16 protein-coding genes are annotated in these 16,131 nt (G+C 48.6%); 7 read left to right on the top strand and 9 right to left on the bottom strand.

Annotated features, from left to right (window positions below; all coding sequences use genetic code 11):
- Positions 1-2 precede the first annotated feature (2 nt).
- The 3 genes from N836_RS54170 to N836_RS54160 all read right to left on the bottom strand — a co-directional run bounded on the left by N836_RS54170 (position 3) and on the right by N836_RS54160 (position 4,328).
- Entirely contained in the window at positions 3-2,549 is a 2,547-nt protein-coding gene (locus tag N836_RS54170) for a two-partner secretion domain-containing protein (protein WP_023073213.1), read from the bottom strand.
- 515 nt (positions 2,550-3,064) lie between these two features.
- Complete coding sequence (dut, locus tag N836_RS54165) at positions 3,065-3,514, bottom strand: dUTP diphosphatase (protein WP_023073212.1); 450 nt, start codon at positions 3,512-3,514, stop codon at positions 3,065-3,067.
- 13 nt (positions 3,515-3,527) lie between these two features.
- Positions 3,528-4,328: an MBL fold metallo-hydrolase gene (locus N836_RS54160; protein ID WP_023073211.1), complete on the bottom strand. Its 801-nt coding sequence runs from the start codon at positions 4,326-4,328 to the stop codon at positions 3,528-3,530.
- Between the two features lie 475 nt (positions 4,329-4,803).
- Here N836_RS54160 and N836_RS54155 point away from each other — a divergent pair, with 475 nt between their 5' ends.
- From N836_RS54155 to N836_RS54135, 5 genes are all read left to right on the top strand, one after another.
- Entirely contained in the window at positions 4,804-5,709 is a 906-nt protein-coding gene (locus tag N836_RS54155; protein WP_023073210.1) for a M23 family metallopeptidase, read from the top strand.
- An 88-nt stretch (positions 5,710-5,797) separates the two neighbouring features.
- Positions 5,798-6,886, top strand: coding sequence for a chorismate synthase (gene aroC / locus N836_RS54150; protein WP_023073209.1), 1,089 nt, complete (start codon positions 5,798-5,800; stop codon positions 6,884-6,886).
- Positions 6,871-7,428, top strand: coding sequence for a hypothetical protein (locus N836_RS54145; protein WP_023073208.1), 558 nt, complete (start codon positions 6,871-6,873; stop codon positions 7,426-7,428). Before aroC ends, N836_RS54145 begins: the two co-directional genes overlap by 16 nt.
- Positions 7,429-7,697: 269 nt before the next feature.
- Complete coding sequence (locus N836_RS54140) at positions 7,698-7,880, top strand: hypothetical protein (RefSeq protein ID WP_023073207.1); 183 nt, start codon at positions 7,698-7,700, stop codon at positions 7,878-7,880.
- Between the two features lie 116 nt (positions 7,881-7,996).
- On the top strand, positions 7,997-8,662 hold the full coding sequence (locus N836_RS54135) for a DUF4033 domain-containing protein (RefSeq protein ID WP_031292891.1): 666 nt from the start codon (positions 7,997-7,999) through the stop codon (positions 8,660-8,662).
- A 249-nt stretch (positions 8,663-8,911) separates the two neighbouring features.
- Here N836_RS54135 and N836_RS54130 read toward each other — a convergent pair whose 3' ends face one another.
- From N836_RS54130 to trpB, 6 genes are all read right to left on the bottom strand, one after another.
- Positions 8,912-9,253, bottom strand: coding sequence for a hypothetical protein (locus N836_RS54130; protein WP_023073205.1), 342 nt, complete (start codon positions 9,251-9,253; stop codon positions 8,912-8,914).
- A 472-nt stretch (positions 9,254-9,725) separates the two neighbouring features.
- The gene (locus N836_RS54125; protein WP_023073204.1) at positions 9,726-11,282 is read right to left on the bottom strand and encodes a hypothetical protein; all 1,557 of its coding nucleotides are present in this window, start codon (positions 11,280-11,282) and stop codon (positions 9,726-9,728) included.
- Positions 11,283-11,370: 88 nt separating this feature from the next.
- Positions 11,371-11,580 carry a hypothetical protein gene (locus N836_RS76545; RefSeq protein ID WP_023073203.1) on the bottom strand — a complete coding sequence of 70 codons (210 nt, stop codon included), beginning with the start codon at positions 11,578-11,580 and terminating at the stop codon, positions 11,371-11,373.
- Positions 11,581-11,796: 216 nt separating this feature from the next.
- On the bottom strand, positions 11,797-12,249 hold the full coding sequence (locus N836_RS54115) for a phosphate-starvation-inducible PsiE family protein (RefSeq protein ID WP_023073202.1): 453 nt from the start codon (positions 12,247-12,249) through the stop codon (positions 11,797-11,799).
- A 419-nt stretch (positions 12,250-12,668) separates the two neighbouring features.
- On the bottom strand, positions 12,669-13,442 hold the full coding sequence (gene trpA / locus N836_RS54110; protein WP_023073200.1) for a tryptophan synthase subunit alpha: 774 nt from the start codon (positions 13,440-13,442) through the stop codon (positions 12,669-12,671).
- 41 nt (positions 13,443-13,483) lie between these two features.
- Entirely contained in the window at positions 13,484-14,731 is a 1,248-nt protein-coding gene (gene trpB, locus N836_RS54105) for a tryptophan synthase subunit beta (protein WP_023073199.1), read from the bottom strand.
- 113 nt (positions 14,732-14,844) lie between these two features.
- Between trpB and N836_RS54100 the strand changes: the two genes are divergently transcribed.
- Both N836_RS54100 and N836_RS54095 read left to right on the top strand, forming a co-directional pair.
- The gene (locus tag N836_RS54100; RefSeq protein ID WP_023073198.1) at positions 14,845-15,711 is read left to right on the top strand and encodes a LysR family transcriptional regulator; all 867 of its coding nucleotides are present in this window, start codon (positions 14,845-14,847) and stop codon (positions 15,709-15,711) included.
- Between the two features lie 149 nt (positions 15,712-15,860).
- Positions 15,861-16,064 (top strand): hypothetical protein, encoded by a 204-nt coding sequence (locus N836_RS54095; RefSeq protein ID WP_023073197.1) that lies wholly within the window; start codon positions 15,861-15,863, stop codon positions 16,062-16,064.
- Positions 16,065-16,131: the final 67 nt, after the last annotated feature.

Here is a 16,131-nt window from a genome sequence, read left to right as displayed (position 1 = left end):
CGTTAACTCCTGCCTCCACAGCTCAGCTGATTTGGATTCATTAATGTCTCTGATGGAGAAACAAACTCCACATGTCCATTCGCCGCTATCACCACGTTTGTTGCCTCTGTAAGAGGAGCATTTTCAACAGGTTTTGAGAGCGTTGCTGTTCCTTCCTCAGTCTCTAACGGACGCCAATCTTCCCAAACTGCTGAACTATTGGGAATGTTTGGCGAATCTGGCAAACTGCTGCGTCCGCTGACCGTTAGTGAACTGTCTGCTGCGACCAAACAGCCGGTAAAGATTTGATTGCTTGGGTCGGCCACATCGCTGGGCAATTCAGCTAGTCCCTGATTCGGCTCAAGAGTCGAAGTATCGATTTGGACAATGCCATCCAACCCAAACTGAGAACTGGCCGTGATGTCACTCTTAGGAGTCAAAAAATCTCGAAATTTTAGTCCTAGGAGAGCCTGTGTGGTAATCTCAATGTTGCCTCCGTCTCCTTGCACCGCATTCGCGACAATATCACTGTTGTTTAGTCCTAGAATTACGGGAGACTCAATGGTAATATTGCCACCCGTGGCCTGATTCGTAGCATTTGTTGAAATCAGCGCTCCTCCATCCATGAACAGGAGACTATCGGCGTTTAGGAAAATATTCCCCTGATTACCAGCGGCTACCTCTGCTTGTAACATGCCACCATCTCTCAGGAGAATCTGGTCTGCCACAATCGTAAGGTTGCTGGCATCCCCTAGTCCCAGACTGCTGACGCTGATCAGTCCCTCATCCTCTACCCGCAGTTCTTCGACTGTAATGTCAATGTTGCCAGCAGGAAACGCTGAATTGCTGATGGCGCTAATCTGACTACTAGTAAGAGCAGGTGGCCCAACAAAGTCAGTAGCTCCACGCACTTCAATCTCATTTGCCTGGAGCAGAATATCTCCAGCCTCTCCAGTGCCAAATGACGTGGTCGAGATCTGTGCTCCAGCCTCAATTTGTAATCGATTCTCAATCTGTAAATCAATGGTCCCGCCATTTCCCTGTGCATCAGGTGCGGTTACAGCAAATATGCCAGAAGCAAATCCGGCTAGTTCTACGTTGTTGGCTTGAATAGTGATGTTTCCCCCATCTCCCTGACCAAATGCAACACTGTTAAACTGACCTCCATTAACAAGTCGCAGTGTATCGACCTGTAGATTAATGGCTCCGGCTTTTCCTTCAGCTGTTGAAGCTGCAGTTATGGCTGAAACTTCTCCTATCATCTCAAGCATATCTACTTGAATGGAGATGTTTCCCGCATCTCCCTGTCCAAGTGTGCTACTCTCAATAAAGATTCTTTCTCCAAAATTACGAAACGTCCCAGCATTAATAACTAGGTCTCCTCCTTGCCCAGTGCCATTGGGTAAAACCTGGGTAGACAAGCTGGTGACGAATCTTCCTGAAAAGGGCGTATCGTTTTTTAGGTCCACTTCATTGGCAATAATGGTCAAGCTTCCACCGTTGCCGCCCCCTGCAATACGGTTGGAGATAACGGCAATTTCAGCGATTTCTAATCTTCCTGTTTCAATCAATAGGTTACCAACGTTGCCTGTACTTCCCAATTCCCCTTGATTGAAAAAACCACTGGGGAATACCCCAGTCTGACTGCCACGAATTTCCACCGATTCAGAGGCTCGGACTCGAACGTCCCCACCCTGCTCTGCGCCCAACACATAACTGATAATGGCTGAAGCCTCAAGAATAGCTAGGTTACCTGCTTGAAAATGAAGGTTCCCACTGCCCTCTCCGCTTACATCAACTGACGCTGCTTGGGTAAATGTGAGATCGCCAAAGCTGTCTATGGTTGCATAGCCTAATGTAAATCCATTGGTTGCAGGAATCAGTGAAACCATACCTGATTGAGCCACACTACCAAGTTCGATGCGACCTTGGTTAGCTGTCAAATTACCGCCCTCAAGCAAAATATCTCCACCGATTAGGGCTAAAGTCTCGCCAGCGTTGACTTGTAGACCCATTGGGCGATTATCTCGACGAATCACTGGTGAAAATGCAATAAAGTCAGTTGTTAGGCCGTGACCAGGGCCTAACACTGCAATTGGGCCAGGATTATCACCTAAGCCTAGCCCCACTGGAGTCGATACCGCTAGTAGCGGTGCGGTAGCCGCATCGGTGACATGGAATTCAACAGTGTCGCTAAAGAGAATAGTCTCAGCCGTGCTGGCTACAAAGGAGCCTCCGATATTCAGCGATGCATTTTCACCAAAGACAATGCCATGGGGATTGAGCAAAAAGACATTCGCTATACCATTGGCCTGGATTAAGCCGTCTATATTAGAAACGTTATTGCCAGTAATACGACCAAAGATATTTTCAAGGGTGGTGGCATTATTGAAAACAGCAGAGCCGTTGGTGGGAATAGAAAACTCTGAAAAGCTATGGAAAAGATTATTGCCAGTGCGATCGCCATTTTCAATGACAAAGTTTTGGTTGTCGGCTGAGGTAACACGGGTGGAGAGGGTGCCATCGGAGATAATTTGAGTCTGAGCGCTCCCCTGAAAACCGAGTGCCATTACTCCCACGCTGAGTAGAACTGTAGCGAACGGCTGTAGTCTCAATTTTATAACTGCGCCTGCAAGCCCAAGACATTGTCTTTGCCGTAACGGTTGCGGAGACAGAACAGATTTCATGGGCGCATTTCAGCAGTATCAACAGTTGAAAACTCTTGACGGTATTTTAATGATGGTTGTAGTCGACAGTATAGAGTGACGGTTAAAGTTAGGGATCAGGGTTTTATAAGATCTAAAATGTTGTCTGCAGAGGTGTTCCATGGAACGCCTGTACGGCAAAAGATAGGACCTAATTAAATCCTCATTCCTGAGTTGCGTTGACTATGGGTTTAATTAAATTTTTAGAGAGCTAAATTAACTGACCATGCCCATAGTGACTATGGCCTCTTAGTCAACCAAAGAGTATCACAGCTGCTCTATCTTCAGGGATGTAACCGCCTGCGGTGGGTGCTCTATGGCTTAATTACAACATTCCTATCAGGCAAGGGTTGTCAGAAATATCTTTGCCAGTCAAGTCCCTACTGGGCATAGGTTTTCCCTGTTGAACCAAAGCCTCCCTCTCCCCGTTGAGAAGCTCCCAGGCTATCTACGAGCATAAATTCTGCCTGAATCACTGGGGCAATAACAATTTGGGCAATCCGTTGTCCTGGGTTGATTTCAAAGGTTGATTGGCCAAGGTTGATTAAGATTACTTTAATTTCTCCCCGATAGCCTGCGTCGACGGTCCCTGGTGTATTCAGCACCGTAATGCCATGTTTGAGGGCCAAACTGCTTTTGGGGCGCACTTGTAGTTCATATCCCTGGGGCAGTTCGACGGCCAAACCAGTGGGAATGGCCAGACGTTGCAGTGGTTCAAGGGTATGAGCATCCATGGCGACCAAATCAGCGCCAGCATCGCCGGGATGGGCATAACTGGGGATGATGGCTTGGGGGGAGAGCTTTTTGAATTTGATAATGGGGATGGGCATGGAGGGATGGCGGCTAGACAGAGGCAGTTGCCTGGGGAATCAGATCCAGGGGCAGGGTTTCCATGGGGCGTAGGGTTTTAACTTCGGTGGTCAGGTTGGCGTCCGCAAGTTGCGATCGCACCGCTTCCGCCCCGCCGCTAGCCTGTAAAAACTTAGCTATCAGCCCCTCATAGGTGACATCCCCCCCATCGGCCGTTGGCAGTAACCACTGGGGTTTTGCCTTTTGAGCCAGTTCCAGCGCTCCCTCTCCACCCCGAATCACCGGCCCCAATACGGGCAGCATTAGACTCACCAGGGGCGTAATCGCCACATCTACTGGTGGCCGTTGCGCTAATTCACTATCTGGGTAGCCGTGGGGCTCATAGTAAAGCCGCAGTCTGGTTTTAAGCAACGTCAAAATATATGCATTTTCCTTGGCCAGCGGACCAATGGGAGCCCCTGGGATCGCCTCGATCAGCACATCATCCCCCAGACGATAGCTTGCACCCGGATTAAGCGCCGTCACATCAGTAAAACCTTTCTCAGTAGCTACCTTAGCCGCTGCCGCTGAAGCCACCACTGGAATTGATTTATCCAAAGCATCCAGGGTCTGCGGATGGGCATGGTCGGCTAGCCCCTGGGAGAGTAGCAACAGATCCACCTGTTCAGGGATGGGCACAGGCTGTGGCCTCACCCCTCGAATCAGCCAACTGGCATTGCCAAATACAAGATCACCCACTAACCAGGGGTCCACCAGAATGGAACGCCCCGCTAAATCAAATTGCCAACTATTGACATCCAACCAAGTAATGCTGCCTAATCCCGCTTCCGACATGGCTATCCTCTTAAAAAGCAAAAAGCACCGTTATTTCTAATGCCAACGGCAAACTATCCATACCCCATGGTAGAAACAACTAGAGTTCAAGGCTATTAACCTAACGCAGAAGTTGGACCTGGACAGACTAGCCCCTGCCCCAGGGGGTTTCAGGGCAATGGGTTTCAGGGCAATTTTTTAAGGTGTCTGATAGTCTTTACTTATGTACGGCCCTAAAACGAATTGAACCGAGCTGAGCCTAAATCACGGCAAAACAGTCGTTAGTCCGGACAAAAATAGCGAGGTGAATTCACTTAGATATTAAGTTTTGCTTATGATTTTGTGGCACTTCATACGGTTCTTCAAATAATTTTTCATTTTATTGAAGCGATCCCCGTATAATCGGTCTGGTCTAAATGTATAGATTTGTCTAGCGTTTTGAGATATCGGCTATCTGGTCGAGATTTCTCAGCTGAAACGCTTGAATTCAGTGCTTATGCGTCGGCAATTGCTGAAAAGCTACACAGTTTTAGTTACCCGTTCCGGACAGACCCCTGTCACCATTACGTTCACCCCACTGGCTGGAATTATCGCTGCGTTTGTTCTGCTGGGTGTGCCCTTAGGTTGGCTCGGAGCCATTATTTTTTCCCTATTTCAAAGTAATGTTCAGCTAGCGGATGAAAATCAACAGCTGACCGATCAGGCCCATAAAGTCCTGACGGATCTAGATACCCTGGATTCTGAAATTGAAAACTTAAGAGAACGGGCCGGGTTGTCTGATCTAGGTGTCCCCAATGGCTCTGCCGAAGAAGATACGCCTCGGGGCGGGGTGGCTATAATAGCCAGCGGTCTGGAGCTTTATGAAGAAGCTAGTGAAAAGTTACCTGAGCTCAGCGATCTGTTAGACGACAGTGTTAAACCAGCTCTAGAAGAAACCCTGGCGGCTGAAGAAGCGAAGAGTGCGGCTTACCCCGATGGCATGCCCATTGGTGGCCCCATTGATATCTCCTCTGAATTTGGCTTGCGGCGTAATCCCTTTGGTGGCTCTTCCTATGAAAACCACGAGGGCACTGATTTTGTTGGTCCCTACGGTACGCCGATTATAGCTACTGCCGATGGTGTTGTGGGCCGGGCTGATTACTACGGCGGCTATGGCAATACCGTGACCCTCAAACATGGCTATGGCTATGAAACCCTATATGCCCATATGTCTGAGGTGGCGGTGGCATCCGGTGCTCGGGTCAAGCGCGGTGATGTAGTGGGCTATTTAGGCAATACTGGTCGGTCTTCTGGACCTCACCTGCACTATGGCGTTTATTACAAGGGAGATGCTATTAATCCTCGCACTGTCATGAAGATGGATCACGATATGACCGTGGTGGACTATTGGCGGTTGCGGTAGGTTGTTGAGCATCGACCCTGGGTGATGAAATCTTCCGCCTCGTCCTACGGTACGATTGAAAGGTTTTCAACCATCCTGTTAAAAGATTATGGGCAATACCTTCGGTCACCTGTTTCGCATCACCACGTTTGGCGAATCCCACGGCGGCGGTGTTGGCGTTGTTATTGATGGTTGTCCGCCTCAGTTAGAGATTTCGGCTGAGGAGATTCAGGTGGATCTAGACCGACGACGACCGGGGCAGAGCAAGATTACAACACCGCGTAAGGAAACGGATACCTGTGAGATTGTTTCTGGGGTGTTTCAGGGACAGACGTTGGGTACACCGATTACGGTTTTGGTACGCAATAAGGATCAACGCCCCCAGGACTATGGGGAAATGGCAACCAAGTATCGACCTTCCCATGCGGATGCGACTTACGACGCCAAGTATGGTATCCGCAATTATCAAGGCGGTGGTCGGTCCTCGGCGCGGGAAACCATTGGGCGGGTCGCGGCTGGCGCGATCGCAAAAAAAATTCTGCGGCAGGTGGCTGGTGTTGACATTGTTGCCTACGTCAAACGCATTCAGGATATGGAAGCGCCTATTGATCCGGGCAGCGTCACCCTGGAGCAGGTGGAAAGCAATATTGTCCGCTGTCCCAATCCAGACTTTGCCAATGAAATGATTGCCCGCATCGATCAGGTGCGCAAGCAGGGTGATTCCATTGGTGGGGTGGTTGAGTGTGTGGCTCGTAAAGTCCCCAAAGGGTTGGGCTCACCTGTCTTTGATAAGCTAGAAGCCGACCTGGCTAAAGGCATGATGTCTTTACCTGCCAGTAAAGGGTTTGAGCTGGGTTCCGGGTTTGCGGGCACATTCCTGACCGGCAGTCAGCACAATGATGAGTTTTACACCGATGGGGATGGCACGATTCGCACCCGGACTAATCGTTCTGGTGGCACCCAGGGGGGGATTTCTAACGGCGAAAACATTATCATTCGCGTCGCCTTTAAGCCAACGGCCACAATTCTCAAGGAGCAAAAAACAGTCGATCAGCAGGGGAATGAAACCATACTGTCCGGTCGCGGTCGTCATGACCCCTGTGTGCTACCTCGGGCGGTGCCGATGGTAGAAGCCATGATGGCGCTGGTACTGTGCGATCATTTACTCCGTCACCACGGCCAATGCGAGCTGCTGTAGACCGGGGGATTGGGGGGCTATTTGCGATCGCAGTTATTGGCATACTTGGTTGGAACTTTTGGCCCCTTGATCACTTAGGCATTGCCCTAGCGCTGACGTTCCTCTGTGTTGATCAGGGGCGCATGGCGCTGGTGGATCTCAGTCATATCCGCCAGGTGGGTCTGGATGATCAGCGGGTTAGCCAGTTTTATCAGGTGACGGTGATTGCGATCGTACTTGAGCTTGTTGGCTTTTTCCTCGCCTGGATCAAGCTGGGGGTGGGCACAGCTTTAGTACTCATGAGCCAGATATTTTTCAATACCGCTGCCAAAATTCAGCTCTATCCCGGCAGTGTAGACCCCATACAACCCTTGGAAATTAAAGAACGCAGTCCTGTTCTAATCGCCAATACAATAGCCCTTGGCTTAATCACCCTATGGCAAGCCGATAAATTTCGCCCAGTTGTTGCCTTGCTGTTGTTAGGGATGGTTTTGACATATCTGACCATCAAGTACTTATCTACCAACGCAGCCGCAGTGGCAGATGGGGGCGAAAGTCCATAGATTTTCCCTAGCTAGTTCAAATTGTAGGGGCATTGGCAATGTCTGAGGGGGGTGGGCAGGGCCAAGCAAGTGATCCTTAGCACTCAGCATACTCAGTTAGCTAATGCAACGCTTAAATCCTATTCAGATCCGTATCAGGAATAATTCAGATTCAGTGAGCATCCTGTAGTCAAGCCCATAAATCAAATGATGTCGTTGCTAATTAAGCGGATGACTCAATCCCATTAATCATGAGTAACGCATCTCTCAACTTATAAGGATCTTGACTTATGAAACGCTATCTTTTGTCTGTTTTGACCGTTCTAGTGGCAACAACTGCTGTTACTTCCGCTGCCCAGGCACGGGCAGGGTTTGGCCCTAACCATCAGGTATCAACACCTGCAGAACTATCTGAGGATGCTACTTTCCATGATCTGCTACGCCACAATCGTGGAGTGCGTGATAAGAGCTAGCATTGTGGCTGACAGCGCTAATTCCCAAGGCATGCCATAGAGTAAACGTTATAGCTCACTAAAACAACCATCTCTTGCTAGGACAGCGGCGGTGGTTGTTTGCTATTACTAGACAAGTGGCTAACCTAAGACAAAACTCAACAGTGGAAAAAACGACCTACCACGATTCTTTTTTTGATCAGCTTTTTATTCGTCTGTTTGCGCGGAAAATGTCCAATGCCGTCGGCGAACGTAACCATCAGTCTGGCTATGACGGTTTTGTCGAGCTTTCGCAAAAGATTATGCAAGGTCGTAACTCGCAGCAGCAGCAGCAGCTTGTTGCTATCGTTTTACAATCACTCGTACCAGCGCCTGTCCTGTGGGGAATTCGTACGTTTTTCTCACCGACCCAACTGGTGTGTGAACTCAATGCCTGGTTTGCTACCCAACTGTTTGAATGGCTGGTGGGGCCTTGCCGTGTAGAATCTGCCGAAGTAACAACTGAGTCTGGACAAGTCCGTCAGCAGAAGAGCGCTGTTCATATTGAAAAGTGTCGCTATTTGGAACAAAGTGGCTGTGTTGGCATGTGTGTCAACATGTGCAAACTGCCTACCCAGCAGTTTTTTACTGAAAAGTTTGGCATTCCTTTAACGATGACGCCAAACTTTGAGGATCTCAGCTGTGATATGGTCTTTGGTCAAATGCCGCCGCCGTTAGAAACGGAAGCAGCCTATCAGCAACCCTGTTTACAGGCGTGTGCGGTGGCTAGTGAAGCTCCAGTCTGTCCTAAGGTTAGAACTTGAGGTTGATTTCGGCGGTAACATAACAGTCCCTTGCATCAGCCCAGCTCAGTAAAAGAACAGGAAAAACAAGCAGCCTACATATTGTTTTATTTATATCGTCAATTGATAATTGCCATAGCTATGGGCTAGAACATCTGATACTGAGTCAGGTCTGCGACCAAAGCATAGATCAGGTCGACGCTAACCAACTAGTCAAGCTGTCCCCGAGCTTCGATACAGTGTTCTGTCAATGCATATGCTGCCTAAATGTTAGGCAATATCTACAGCAAGCAACCCATCGCCTTCACCCACAGGCTCTTCTCTAGTCATCAGGTGAAAGAGATTGGGATTTTTATCATTCCAGCCAAAACGGACAGGTTTCTCATTGCGTAATAGATCGACGACTCCCTGCATTTGCTGGTAATCCATATGTCCATAGAAGCGTTGTCCATAGGTAGTGGGGGCCGACGCCTCAGGGAGAGGCCCCTCTTTATGGAACGTTAATAGTGCGTAAAATTGCTCGCCAAAGAGCTGAACGGATGCGTAGTAATCATCGGTGTCTCCTCCTATTGAAGCCTTATAGGATGTGATTTCGTACCATTTCCAAGCCATGGGGCACCTCCCAGGAATCAGACGATCAGCTTTCGCGCATGCAACCTGTCTTGTCTCTAAGGCCCAGTAACTCTTCCAGACATGAGTCAGATATCGGTTTACTTAATCACCTGCGCGGGTAGCTTTTTGAACGCAGATTCCCCCATTTTCGTCAGTATCTTAATGATCGAACAAAAGTTTGAGGAATTTATGAGTGCCAGGCATAAATAGGTTCGGGGACTGCACAGAAATAAAGGCCCAGGTGTGGATGACTGAGCTGTGTTTGGGGCGATGGCTAATCAGTTGTTAGGTGGGCTGCCAGTCTTGGGAAAACGTTAGTACTTTGCAGAACCATTGAACAATCTGATTCCTCTACCAAGACCCAAAACACCATCAAAACAAACAGGCTGCCATTGATCATGGATTTAGAGAAAACCGGACTTGCCAGGCGGGGGTCTGGCTATCTTGTTGTTTACCGATCAGTCTCACCTGCTCAATGCCTTGGGGTTGCAGCCGTCACAGTCCCGTTTGGATAAACTGAGTCAGTCCTTCCGCCACAGAATGCCGTGGCAAATACCCCAGCACTAAAGCGCTGTGACGCCTCCCAGGTTTGTAAATGTGTCTCAAACAGCTGCCGCTGCCGGGTGGTTTGCCAGACAAGTCCCACTAGTCCTCCTAAAAAGGTTGAGATCGCGACTACCTCTAAAATCGTATAGGGGCTAAAGCTACCAAAATCTAAAATCTGTTCTCTTCCAGATCGAGAAAGGATTTTAACGAACAAAAAAGCAGGCTGAGGCCACAGCACCAATGGATTGCTCCAGGGGACTAAAAAAGACAAAATGGCTAACCAGCCCCCACTCCAGATCGCCATCCACCACCACACCCTTGAATGGTTAGGCCACACTTGTAACAACGCTTTAAACAGCCCTCCCCAGCTAGAAGATGTGGTGTGAGCTTGATTGTTCTGAGTGGATACTGGCAATTGTCGTAGCGGTAGCCATGAGCTTCCCAGAGCAATTAAACTTCCCAAAAATGCTCCCCACAAAAACGTATACCGAAGGGGAGTAACAACCCGCCACACATTTTGCAGCAGCGTCCACTTTTGCCACGACGGATTTGGCTGTGCCATGGGGATCGTCTTGGTCAACCACAGGTTTGCTCCCTGTGATAAAGCAGGCGACAGCGTTAGTTGAGCACTCAGTCCCAAACTCAAAAGTGTGACCAGTCCTAGACCGAGACTGGCTAACCACAGCCCATTCACCTGACGGCGGTAGCAATACCAGCTGTATAGTCCTAAACAAAAGCTAATTAATAGAATAGAAACGGTAAAGCGTAATCCTAAAGGCAGGGGCGTGATTTGGTAAGCACCTAAGACATTGTCATCGGCTATTCCGGTTGCTGCGGTGAGCGCCAACGCTCCCCAAATCGCTCCTAGTATGGTTTTTTGTAGCTTGGTCCACGGTTTCAGGAGCAGCAGCAAACCTAAAATAGGTCCGGTACTGATGCTAAGAACGGTTAAATGTAAGACAAGATAGCTCCAGGCCCACAACGGCCACTTTTCTATGAGCTCAAGGTTGCTAGGGTGATCAATTAAAGGAATCAAAAACCCAAAGCTGGTAAACAGGAAAAACCACAGCGCCCCACCAACGGTCGCAGCTAACAATAATCTCTTTTCCTGGTTTGCCGACGACTGATGTGAGGATGACTGGTCTGCCCAAACGGGTCGCTGCCAGACGCTCTGCCAGAGCAGTGCATAGACCAGACCTATGGCGGCTCCGCCATAGACGATACCAAGCCAAAAGTGCGTATTGGCAAGATTGGTGACCAACAGGGAGCTGCCGATGCGACGATGCAGCCCATAGGCCCACAAATATTTTGGAGTACGAATAAATCGCCAAAACCAGACTGTCCACAGAGGCATTGCTAACAAACTCCAGACTAAACTGGGGGGCCAGTTGCCTAAAGAAAGGCGTTCCGTAGAACTTGATGGCCGGCTCAGCTGTTGGACGTTGGCTCGATATTGCGATCGCAGCATGATATTTAACCCCATGGTCAGCTGTGTTCCCAAAAAGGTTCCTATCAACGCAAACGGAAGTACCCCATTCAACACTTCATCACCAGCAATAGCTGCCGCCCGCTCAGGTGCGGCAGCTATTGCTGGTGATGCGATAAACCAGGAGGGTCAAAAGGCTACCCGACAACAACCCTCCAGCCCAGCCAACATCTGTAAACCGTTTTCCTGCTTCTGCCCCAGCCAGACGAGTCCATATCAGCCGCCCTAGACCATAGCTAGCAATGAGTGAGGTCACCAAAACTGCAAAAATTAAAACGATGTGAACGTTAAGCATATAAGGTTAATTGGTGGCGGAACCTGGAATTTTTCTGTCGAATAGAGCCAGAGTAGTTTGCCCAAAAGTCGGTATTTCAATGCCTGTAAGTTCTGGTGTGAGAAACCCTGGTTTCACTGTTGATAGGACTCACTACAGAACAGTGGTATCGCCTAAAAAGTCACTTAAATTCCTTGAGTGCATTGCTTGAGCACATTGCTTGAGCGCATTGTTAGGCTATCGGTGAATGTTGTGGATGATCCAGTAGCTGAGGGATAGCGATAGAATTGCGATCGCAAGGCCAATTAAACTTATCCCTGATACTTTTTCTAAATCCAGAATAATAATTTTTCGGGCGACTGCAATCAATGAAGTGACAATTACCAGTTCTACTTGCACTACATGTTTTTGCAAATAAGCCGTAATATTTTCAAGAATTTCAAGCGCAATCAAAACACTTAGGAACAGACCAAAAATATCCGTTAGTGTAGCCACAAAAAATCCTTTTGGGCTGGGATTAAATAAGGCTGAGGCTAAAAATAAAGCAAGATCGACCATGATGACCATAATCACAATCAACATTGCAATTGACAGTAACTTTGAGACTAAGCTTTCAAATTGGCTGATGCCTGTTGTAAATCCTTCATCGGTTGAACGCCAGCGAATATAACGCTTAAATCGTTTCAGCATAGATTTTTAGACTAAACCTCTTGCATAATTTAGACTAAATCTCTCGCAAAATATTTAGTGATCTGCGGACCGGAGCAGATACCGTTTGTCTAGAAGTAAAAATCTATATTAATTTACTTGTCATTGGCTTGAGTCGGCCTAGCCATGAAAATTATGATTGGCAATAATTAAAATGTACTATTAGCGGGTAATTAACGGTATAGACCGTTTGCGAGCTAGGAATTAGGGAATCAAATCTATCTGCTTGATGTTGTTAGACAGGAGTAGTGTTCTTTACGTAAGAATACTGTAGAAGGCGATGATGTTAGGGCTATTTCTGACAGTTTTCTCGGGGCTGATCTTTATGGATTATCAGTTTAACGACTGGGAAGCTGAGTCTCAAGAAAACAGTTCCCTGGCTACTCGCAGCGTGGATTAATTTACCCTGTTCTGAGACCTTGCATCAACCGTTGGAGAGCATCGGCTCCATGCTCACAATAGTACTGGACGGCATAGGTGCCGACGGTGGCGATATCGGCAGAACCAATTAAATCCTGGACATCATCGGCAGATTGAATGCCAAAGCCAACTGCTATGGGCAGTGAGGTCATGGCATGAACCCTATATAAATATTGATGCAATTGTGTAGAGAATAGCGTCTGCTGGCCGGTCACGCCCGGTCGAGCTACGCAGTAGATCAGGCCGCTAGTGTAGTCGATAATTTGCTGGATGCGCTGCAGACTATTTTCAGGAGTGACCAAAAAGATCGTTGCCAATGATTGCTCTCGGCAGATCGTAATGTAGGCTGCTGCCTGCTCGGGGGGTAAATCGGGAATGATGCAACCGGCAATTCCACTTTGGGCAGCAGTTGTAACAAAATTACGGATGCCGTACTTAAACAGAATATTGACATAGGTCATGATCACAAACCGGGTTTGGGGATAGCGTTGAGTGATCTCTGCTGCAAAGTGAAAACAGTCCTGAATAGATGTGCCTGTTTGGATGGCCCCATGGTTAGCAGCCAACAAAATGGGTCCGTCAGCAATCGGTTCAGAAAAAGGAAACTGTAGCTCAATCAGTTCAACCCCCGCCTGGACCATGGCTGCAATGGCTTTGCGGTTATCTTCCCAAGCAGGGTAGCCTAAGACAGTGTGAGACATCAGTAGGATGTCTTTCTGTTGCCGTTGTTGATGAATAAATTGATCAAGATGCATGGTAATAGATATGAGGTTTAGACGTTATGGACACAGACTGTTCATGATTGAACTGCGCGTTGTTGTAAAAATCTCTGCCACTCAGGCTCCTGCAACGCCTCGGCAATGGTAAAAATATCCTTATCTCCTCGGCCTGATTGGTTGATAATGATGCAATCTTGAGCGGTGTAATTAGGAGCTTCTTTAAAGGCTTGAACAAAGCCATGGGCCGATTCTAGGGCAGGAATTAGGCCCTCTGTTTGTAGGGTTAGTCGTAAAGCCGCCAGCACCTCAGTATCAAGGGCGAAGGCTACCCGCATACGTCCAATTTGGGTGAGATGGGCCAGAATTGGCGAAATCCCCACATAGTCAAGTCCCGCTGCAACAGAATGGGTATCTTGCATTTGTCCGTCTGAGGTTTGTAAAAACTGGGTTTTATAGCCTTGGGCAATCCCCGTTGAGGCAGCATTGCTGGCCAGACGGGCTGCATGGTGCGTAGTATGGATACCTTGTCCCCCAGCTTCTACCCCCACTAGTTCAACCGCTGTATCGTCTAGAAAACCGCTGAAGAGACCGACTGCATTGGAACCACCGCCGACACAGGCATAGACAGCCCTGGGTAGCTGCTGGGTTTGGGTGAGGATTTGCGATCGCGCCTCCTGACCAATAATTGATTGAAACCAGGCCACCATTTCTGGAAACGGATGGGGACCACAGGCTGTACCAATTAGATAGTGAGTTGTGGTCATATTGGCAGACCAGTCTCGCAAGGCCTCATTCATCGCATCCTTGAGGGTTTGAGTACCACTGGTAACAGGAATCACCTCCGCCCCCAGCTGACGCATCCAAAACACATTAGGATACTGGCGCTCAACATCTTCTGCCCCCATATAAATCCGGCACTCTAACCCCAACTTAGCGGCCATGGTGGCTGTGGCTACCCCATGTTGTCCCGCGCCAGTTTCGGCGATGATACGACGTTTACCCATGCGTTGGGCTAACAAGGTTTGCCCCAACACATTATTGAGTTTGTGAGAGCCCGTATGATTTAGATCCTCACGTTTAATGTAGATTCTGGCCCCGCCAAAATGTCGAGTCAGGCCCTCAGCATAGGTGAGCGGTGTGGGTCGACAGGAGTAATTAGCTAAGGTAGCCACATATTGTTGCCAAAACGCCGGATTGCAGCGTGCCTCCTGGTAAGCCACCGTTAAGGCTACAAAGGTCTCATACAAAATCTCAGGAATAAATCGACCTCCAAATTCACCGTAATAGCCCTGTTGGCTGATCAGTGGAGCAGCAGCTTTGATCATGGTTGGATTGTCTTAGCGAATCTCTATTGCCACCGTAAGCGCCGACATTGTATATGTCCAATATTGATTAAGTAGCGATACTATATCTGAAAAATATAGTATCGCTCTCTCCTATGGAACTTCGGCATCTTAGATATTTTCTCGCCGTCGCCGAAACTCTCAACTTTAGTCGTGCTGCTGTCCAGCTCAATATGGCTCAGCCTCCCCTTAGTCAACAGATTCGGGCATTGGAAAAAGAGTTAGGTGTAAAACTGTTTAATCGCCAACAACGACCCTTACAACTCACCCCTGCCGGACAAGCTTTTTTGCCAGAGGCCCATGGGGTGCTCACCCAGGTCGAGCGAGCCAGCCGCATCGCCCAGCAGGCCAACCGAGGCGAAGTTGGTCAGCTGGTGATTGGGTTTAATAGTGCCGCCATGCAAACTGTGTTGCCAGCCATCCTCAAAGCTTTTAGCCGCCAGTTCCCATTGGTGAAACTCCAGCTCTGTGAGCTAGACTCTCAGCTCCAGCTTGAACAGCTAGCTAATGGTCAGATTGACTGTGGTTTTTTACACTCACAACAGCGGGAAATGTTTCATTATCATGTCCTTTGCAAAGAGCCTTTAGTGGTTGCCTTGCCAGACAGTCATCGGCTGGTTGGTCAGTCGGTTTTGAGCCTTGAGGCGCTGCTTGATGAGACCTTTATTTTGCCGCCTCCCAAGCTGGGGCAGAGTTTTTACTATCAAGTTCTCAAGCTGTGTGAAGGCCATGGGTTTATCCCAAAAGTCATTCAAGAAGCACGCTTTTTGCAGACAGTGCTGGGACTGGTAGTGGCGGGTATGGGCATTGCCCTAGTGCCAGCCTCTATCAAAAATCTGCAGCGTAGGGGAGTCGTGTATCGAGAACTGCAGCCGACGTTTGAGATCGAAACCTTGCTGGCCTGGCCGTCAACACCCCCTGGCCCCGTCCTTAGTCACTTTCTAAAAACGGCCATTGGTTAATGGGCAATGCCTCTGTCCGTTGTTTGGTATGACGGGGGTGCTGCGATCGCAGCTCCGTACCCTGTGCATATTTTAGGTATATTAACCGTATAGCGAAGTCCGCAGCCGCTTAGAGCTGTAGAAATGCGAAAATTTGAGTATCTAAAAGTATGAGCGAACGTGAGCCAGACGACCCTAGCCTTCAATCAATCATAGAAGGTGAGGGATTACCACCTGAAATGGTAGACCAGGCGGTAGACGAACTCTTCAAAATGTTTAAATCTGGCTATGGCACCATCTGTATACGACTGGCTGAAAAGCTGCTGGATGAAGCCGTTCGTATTGCCAGGGAACGCACGCAACCAAGCGAATGAATCATCCCCTCCTGTTGAATCAACTTGGCCACGGCCTAACAATTGTTTTAGACGTGGCCAAGGTTTA

It is taken from the genome of Leptolyngbya sp. Heron Island J, assembly GCF_000482245.1.
Taxonomy (GTDB): Bacteria; Cyanobacteriota; Cyanobacteriia; order Phormidesmidales; family Phormidesmidaceae; genus Leptothoe.
Note: the sequence above shows the minus strand (reverse complement) of the source record. Positions and strands in the feature narration are given on the sequence as shown.

Excerpts from the sequence above, each read along its gene's own strand:
- aroC (WP_023073209.1), top strand. The coding sequence starts at position 5,798 with ATGGGCAATACCTTCGGTCACCTGTTTCGCATCACCACGTTTGGCGAA.
- N836_RS54100 (WP_023073198.1), top strand. The coding sequence starts at position 14,845 with ATGGAACTTCGGCATCTTAGATATTTTCTCGCCGTCGCCGAAACTCTC.
- N836_RS54170 (WP_023073213.1), bottom strand. The coding sequence starts at position 2,549 with ATGGCACTCGGTTTTCAGGGGAGCGCTCAGACTCAAATTATCTCCGAT.
- trpA (WP_023073200.1), bottom strand. The coding sequence starts at position 13,442 with ATGCATCTTGATCAATTTATTCATCAACAACGGCAACAGAAAGACATC.
- N836_RS54145 (WP_023073208.1), top strand. The coding sequence starts at position 6,871 with ATGCGAGCTGCTGTAGACCGGGGGATTGGGGGGCTATTTGCGATCGCA.
- N836_RS54125 (WP_023073204.1), bottom strand. The coding sequence starts at position 11,282 with ATGGGGTTAAATATCATGCTGCGATCGCAATATCGAGCCAACGTCCAA.
- N836_RS54115 (WP_023073202.1), bottom strand. The coding sequence starts at position 12,249 with ATGCTGAAACGATTTAAGCGTTATATTCGCTGGCGTTCAACCGATGAA.
- N836_RS54130 (WP_023073205.1), bottom strand. The coding sequence starts at position 9,253 with ATGGCTTGGAAATGGTACGAAATCACATCCTATAAGGCTTCAATAGGA.
- N836_RS54155 (WP_023073210.1), top strand. The coding sequence starts at position 4,804 with ATGCGTCGGCAATTGCTGAAAAGCTACACAGTTTTAGTTACCCGTTCC.
- trpB (WP_023073199.1), bottom strand. The coding sequence starts at position 14,731 with ATGATCAAAGCTGCTGCTCCACTGATCAGCCAACAGGGCTATTACGGT.
- dut (WP_023073212.1), bottom strand. The coding sequence starts at position 3,514 with ATGCCCATCCCCATTATCAAATTCAAAAAGCTCTCCCCCCAAGCCATC.
- N836_RS54160 (WP_023073211.1), bottom strand. The coding sequence starts at position 4,328 with ATGTCGGAAGCGGGATTAGGCAGCATTACTTGGTTGGATGTCAATAGT.
- N836_RS76545 (WP_023073203.1), bottom strand. The coding sequence starts at position 11,580 with ATGCTTAACGTTCACATCGTTTTAATTTTTGCAGTTTTGGTGACCTCA.
- N836_RS54140 (WP_023073207.1), top strand. The coding sequence starts at position 7,698 with ATGAAACGCTATCTTTTGTCTGTTTTGACCGTTCTAGTGGCAACAACT.
- N836_RS54095 (WP_023073197.1), top strand. The coding sequence starts at position 15,861 with ATGAGCGAACGTGAGCCAGACGACCCTAGCCTTCAATCAATCATAGAA.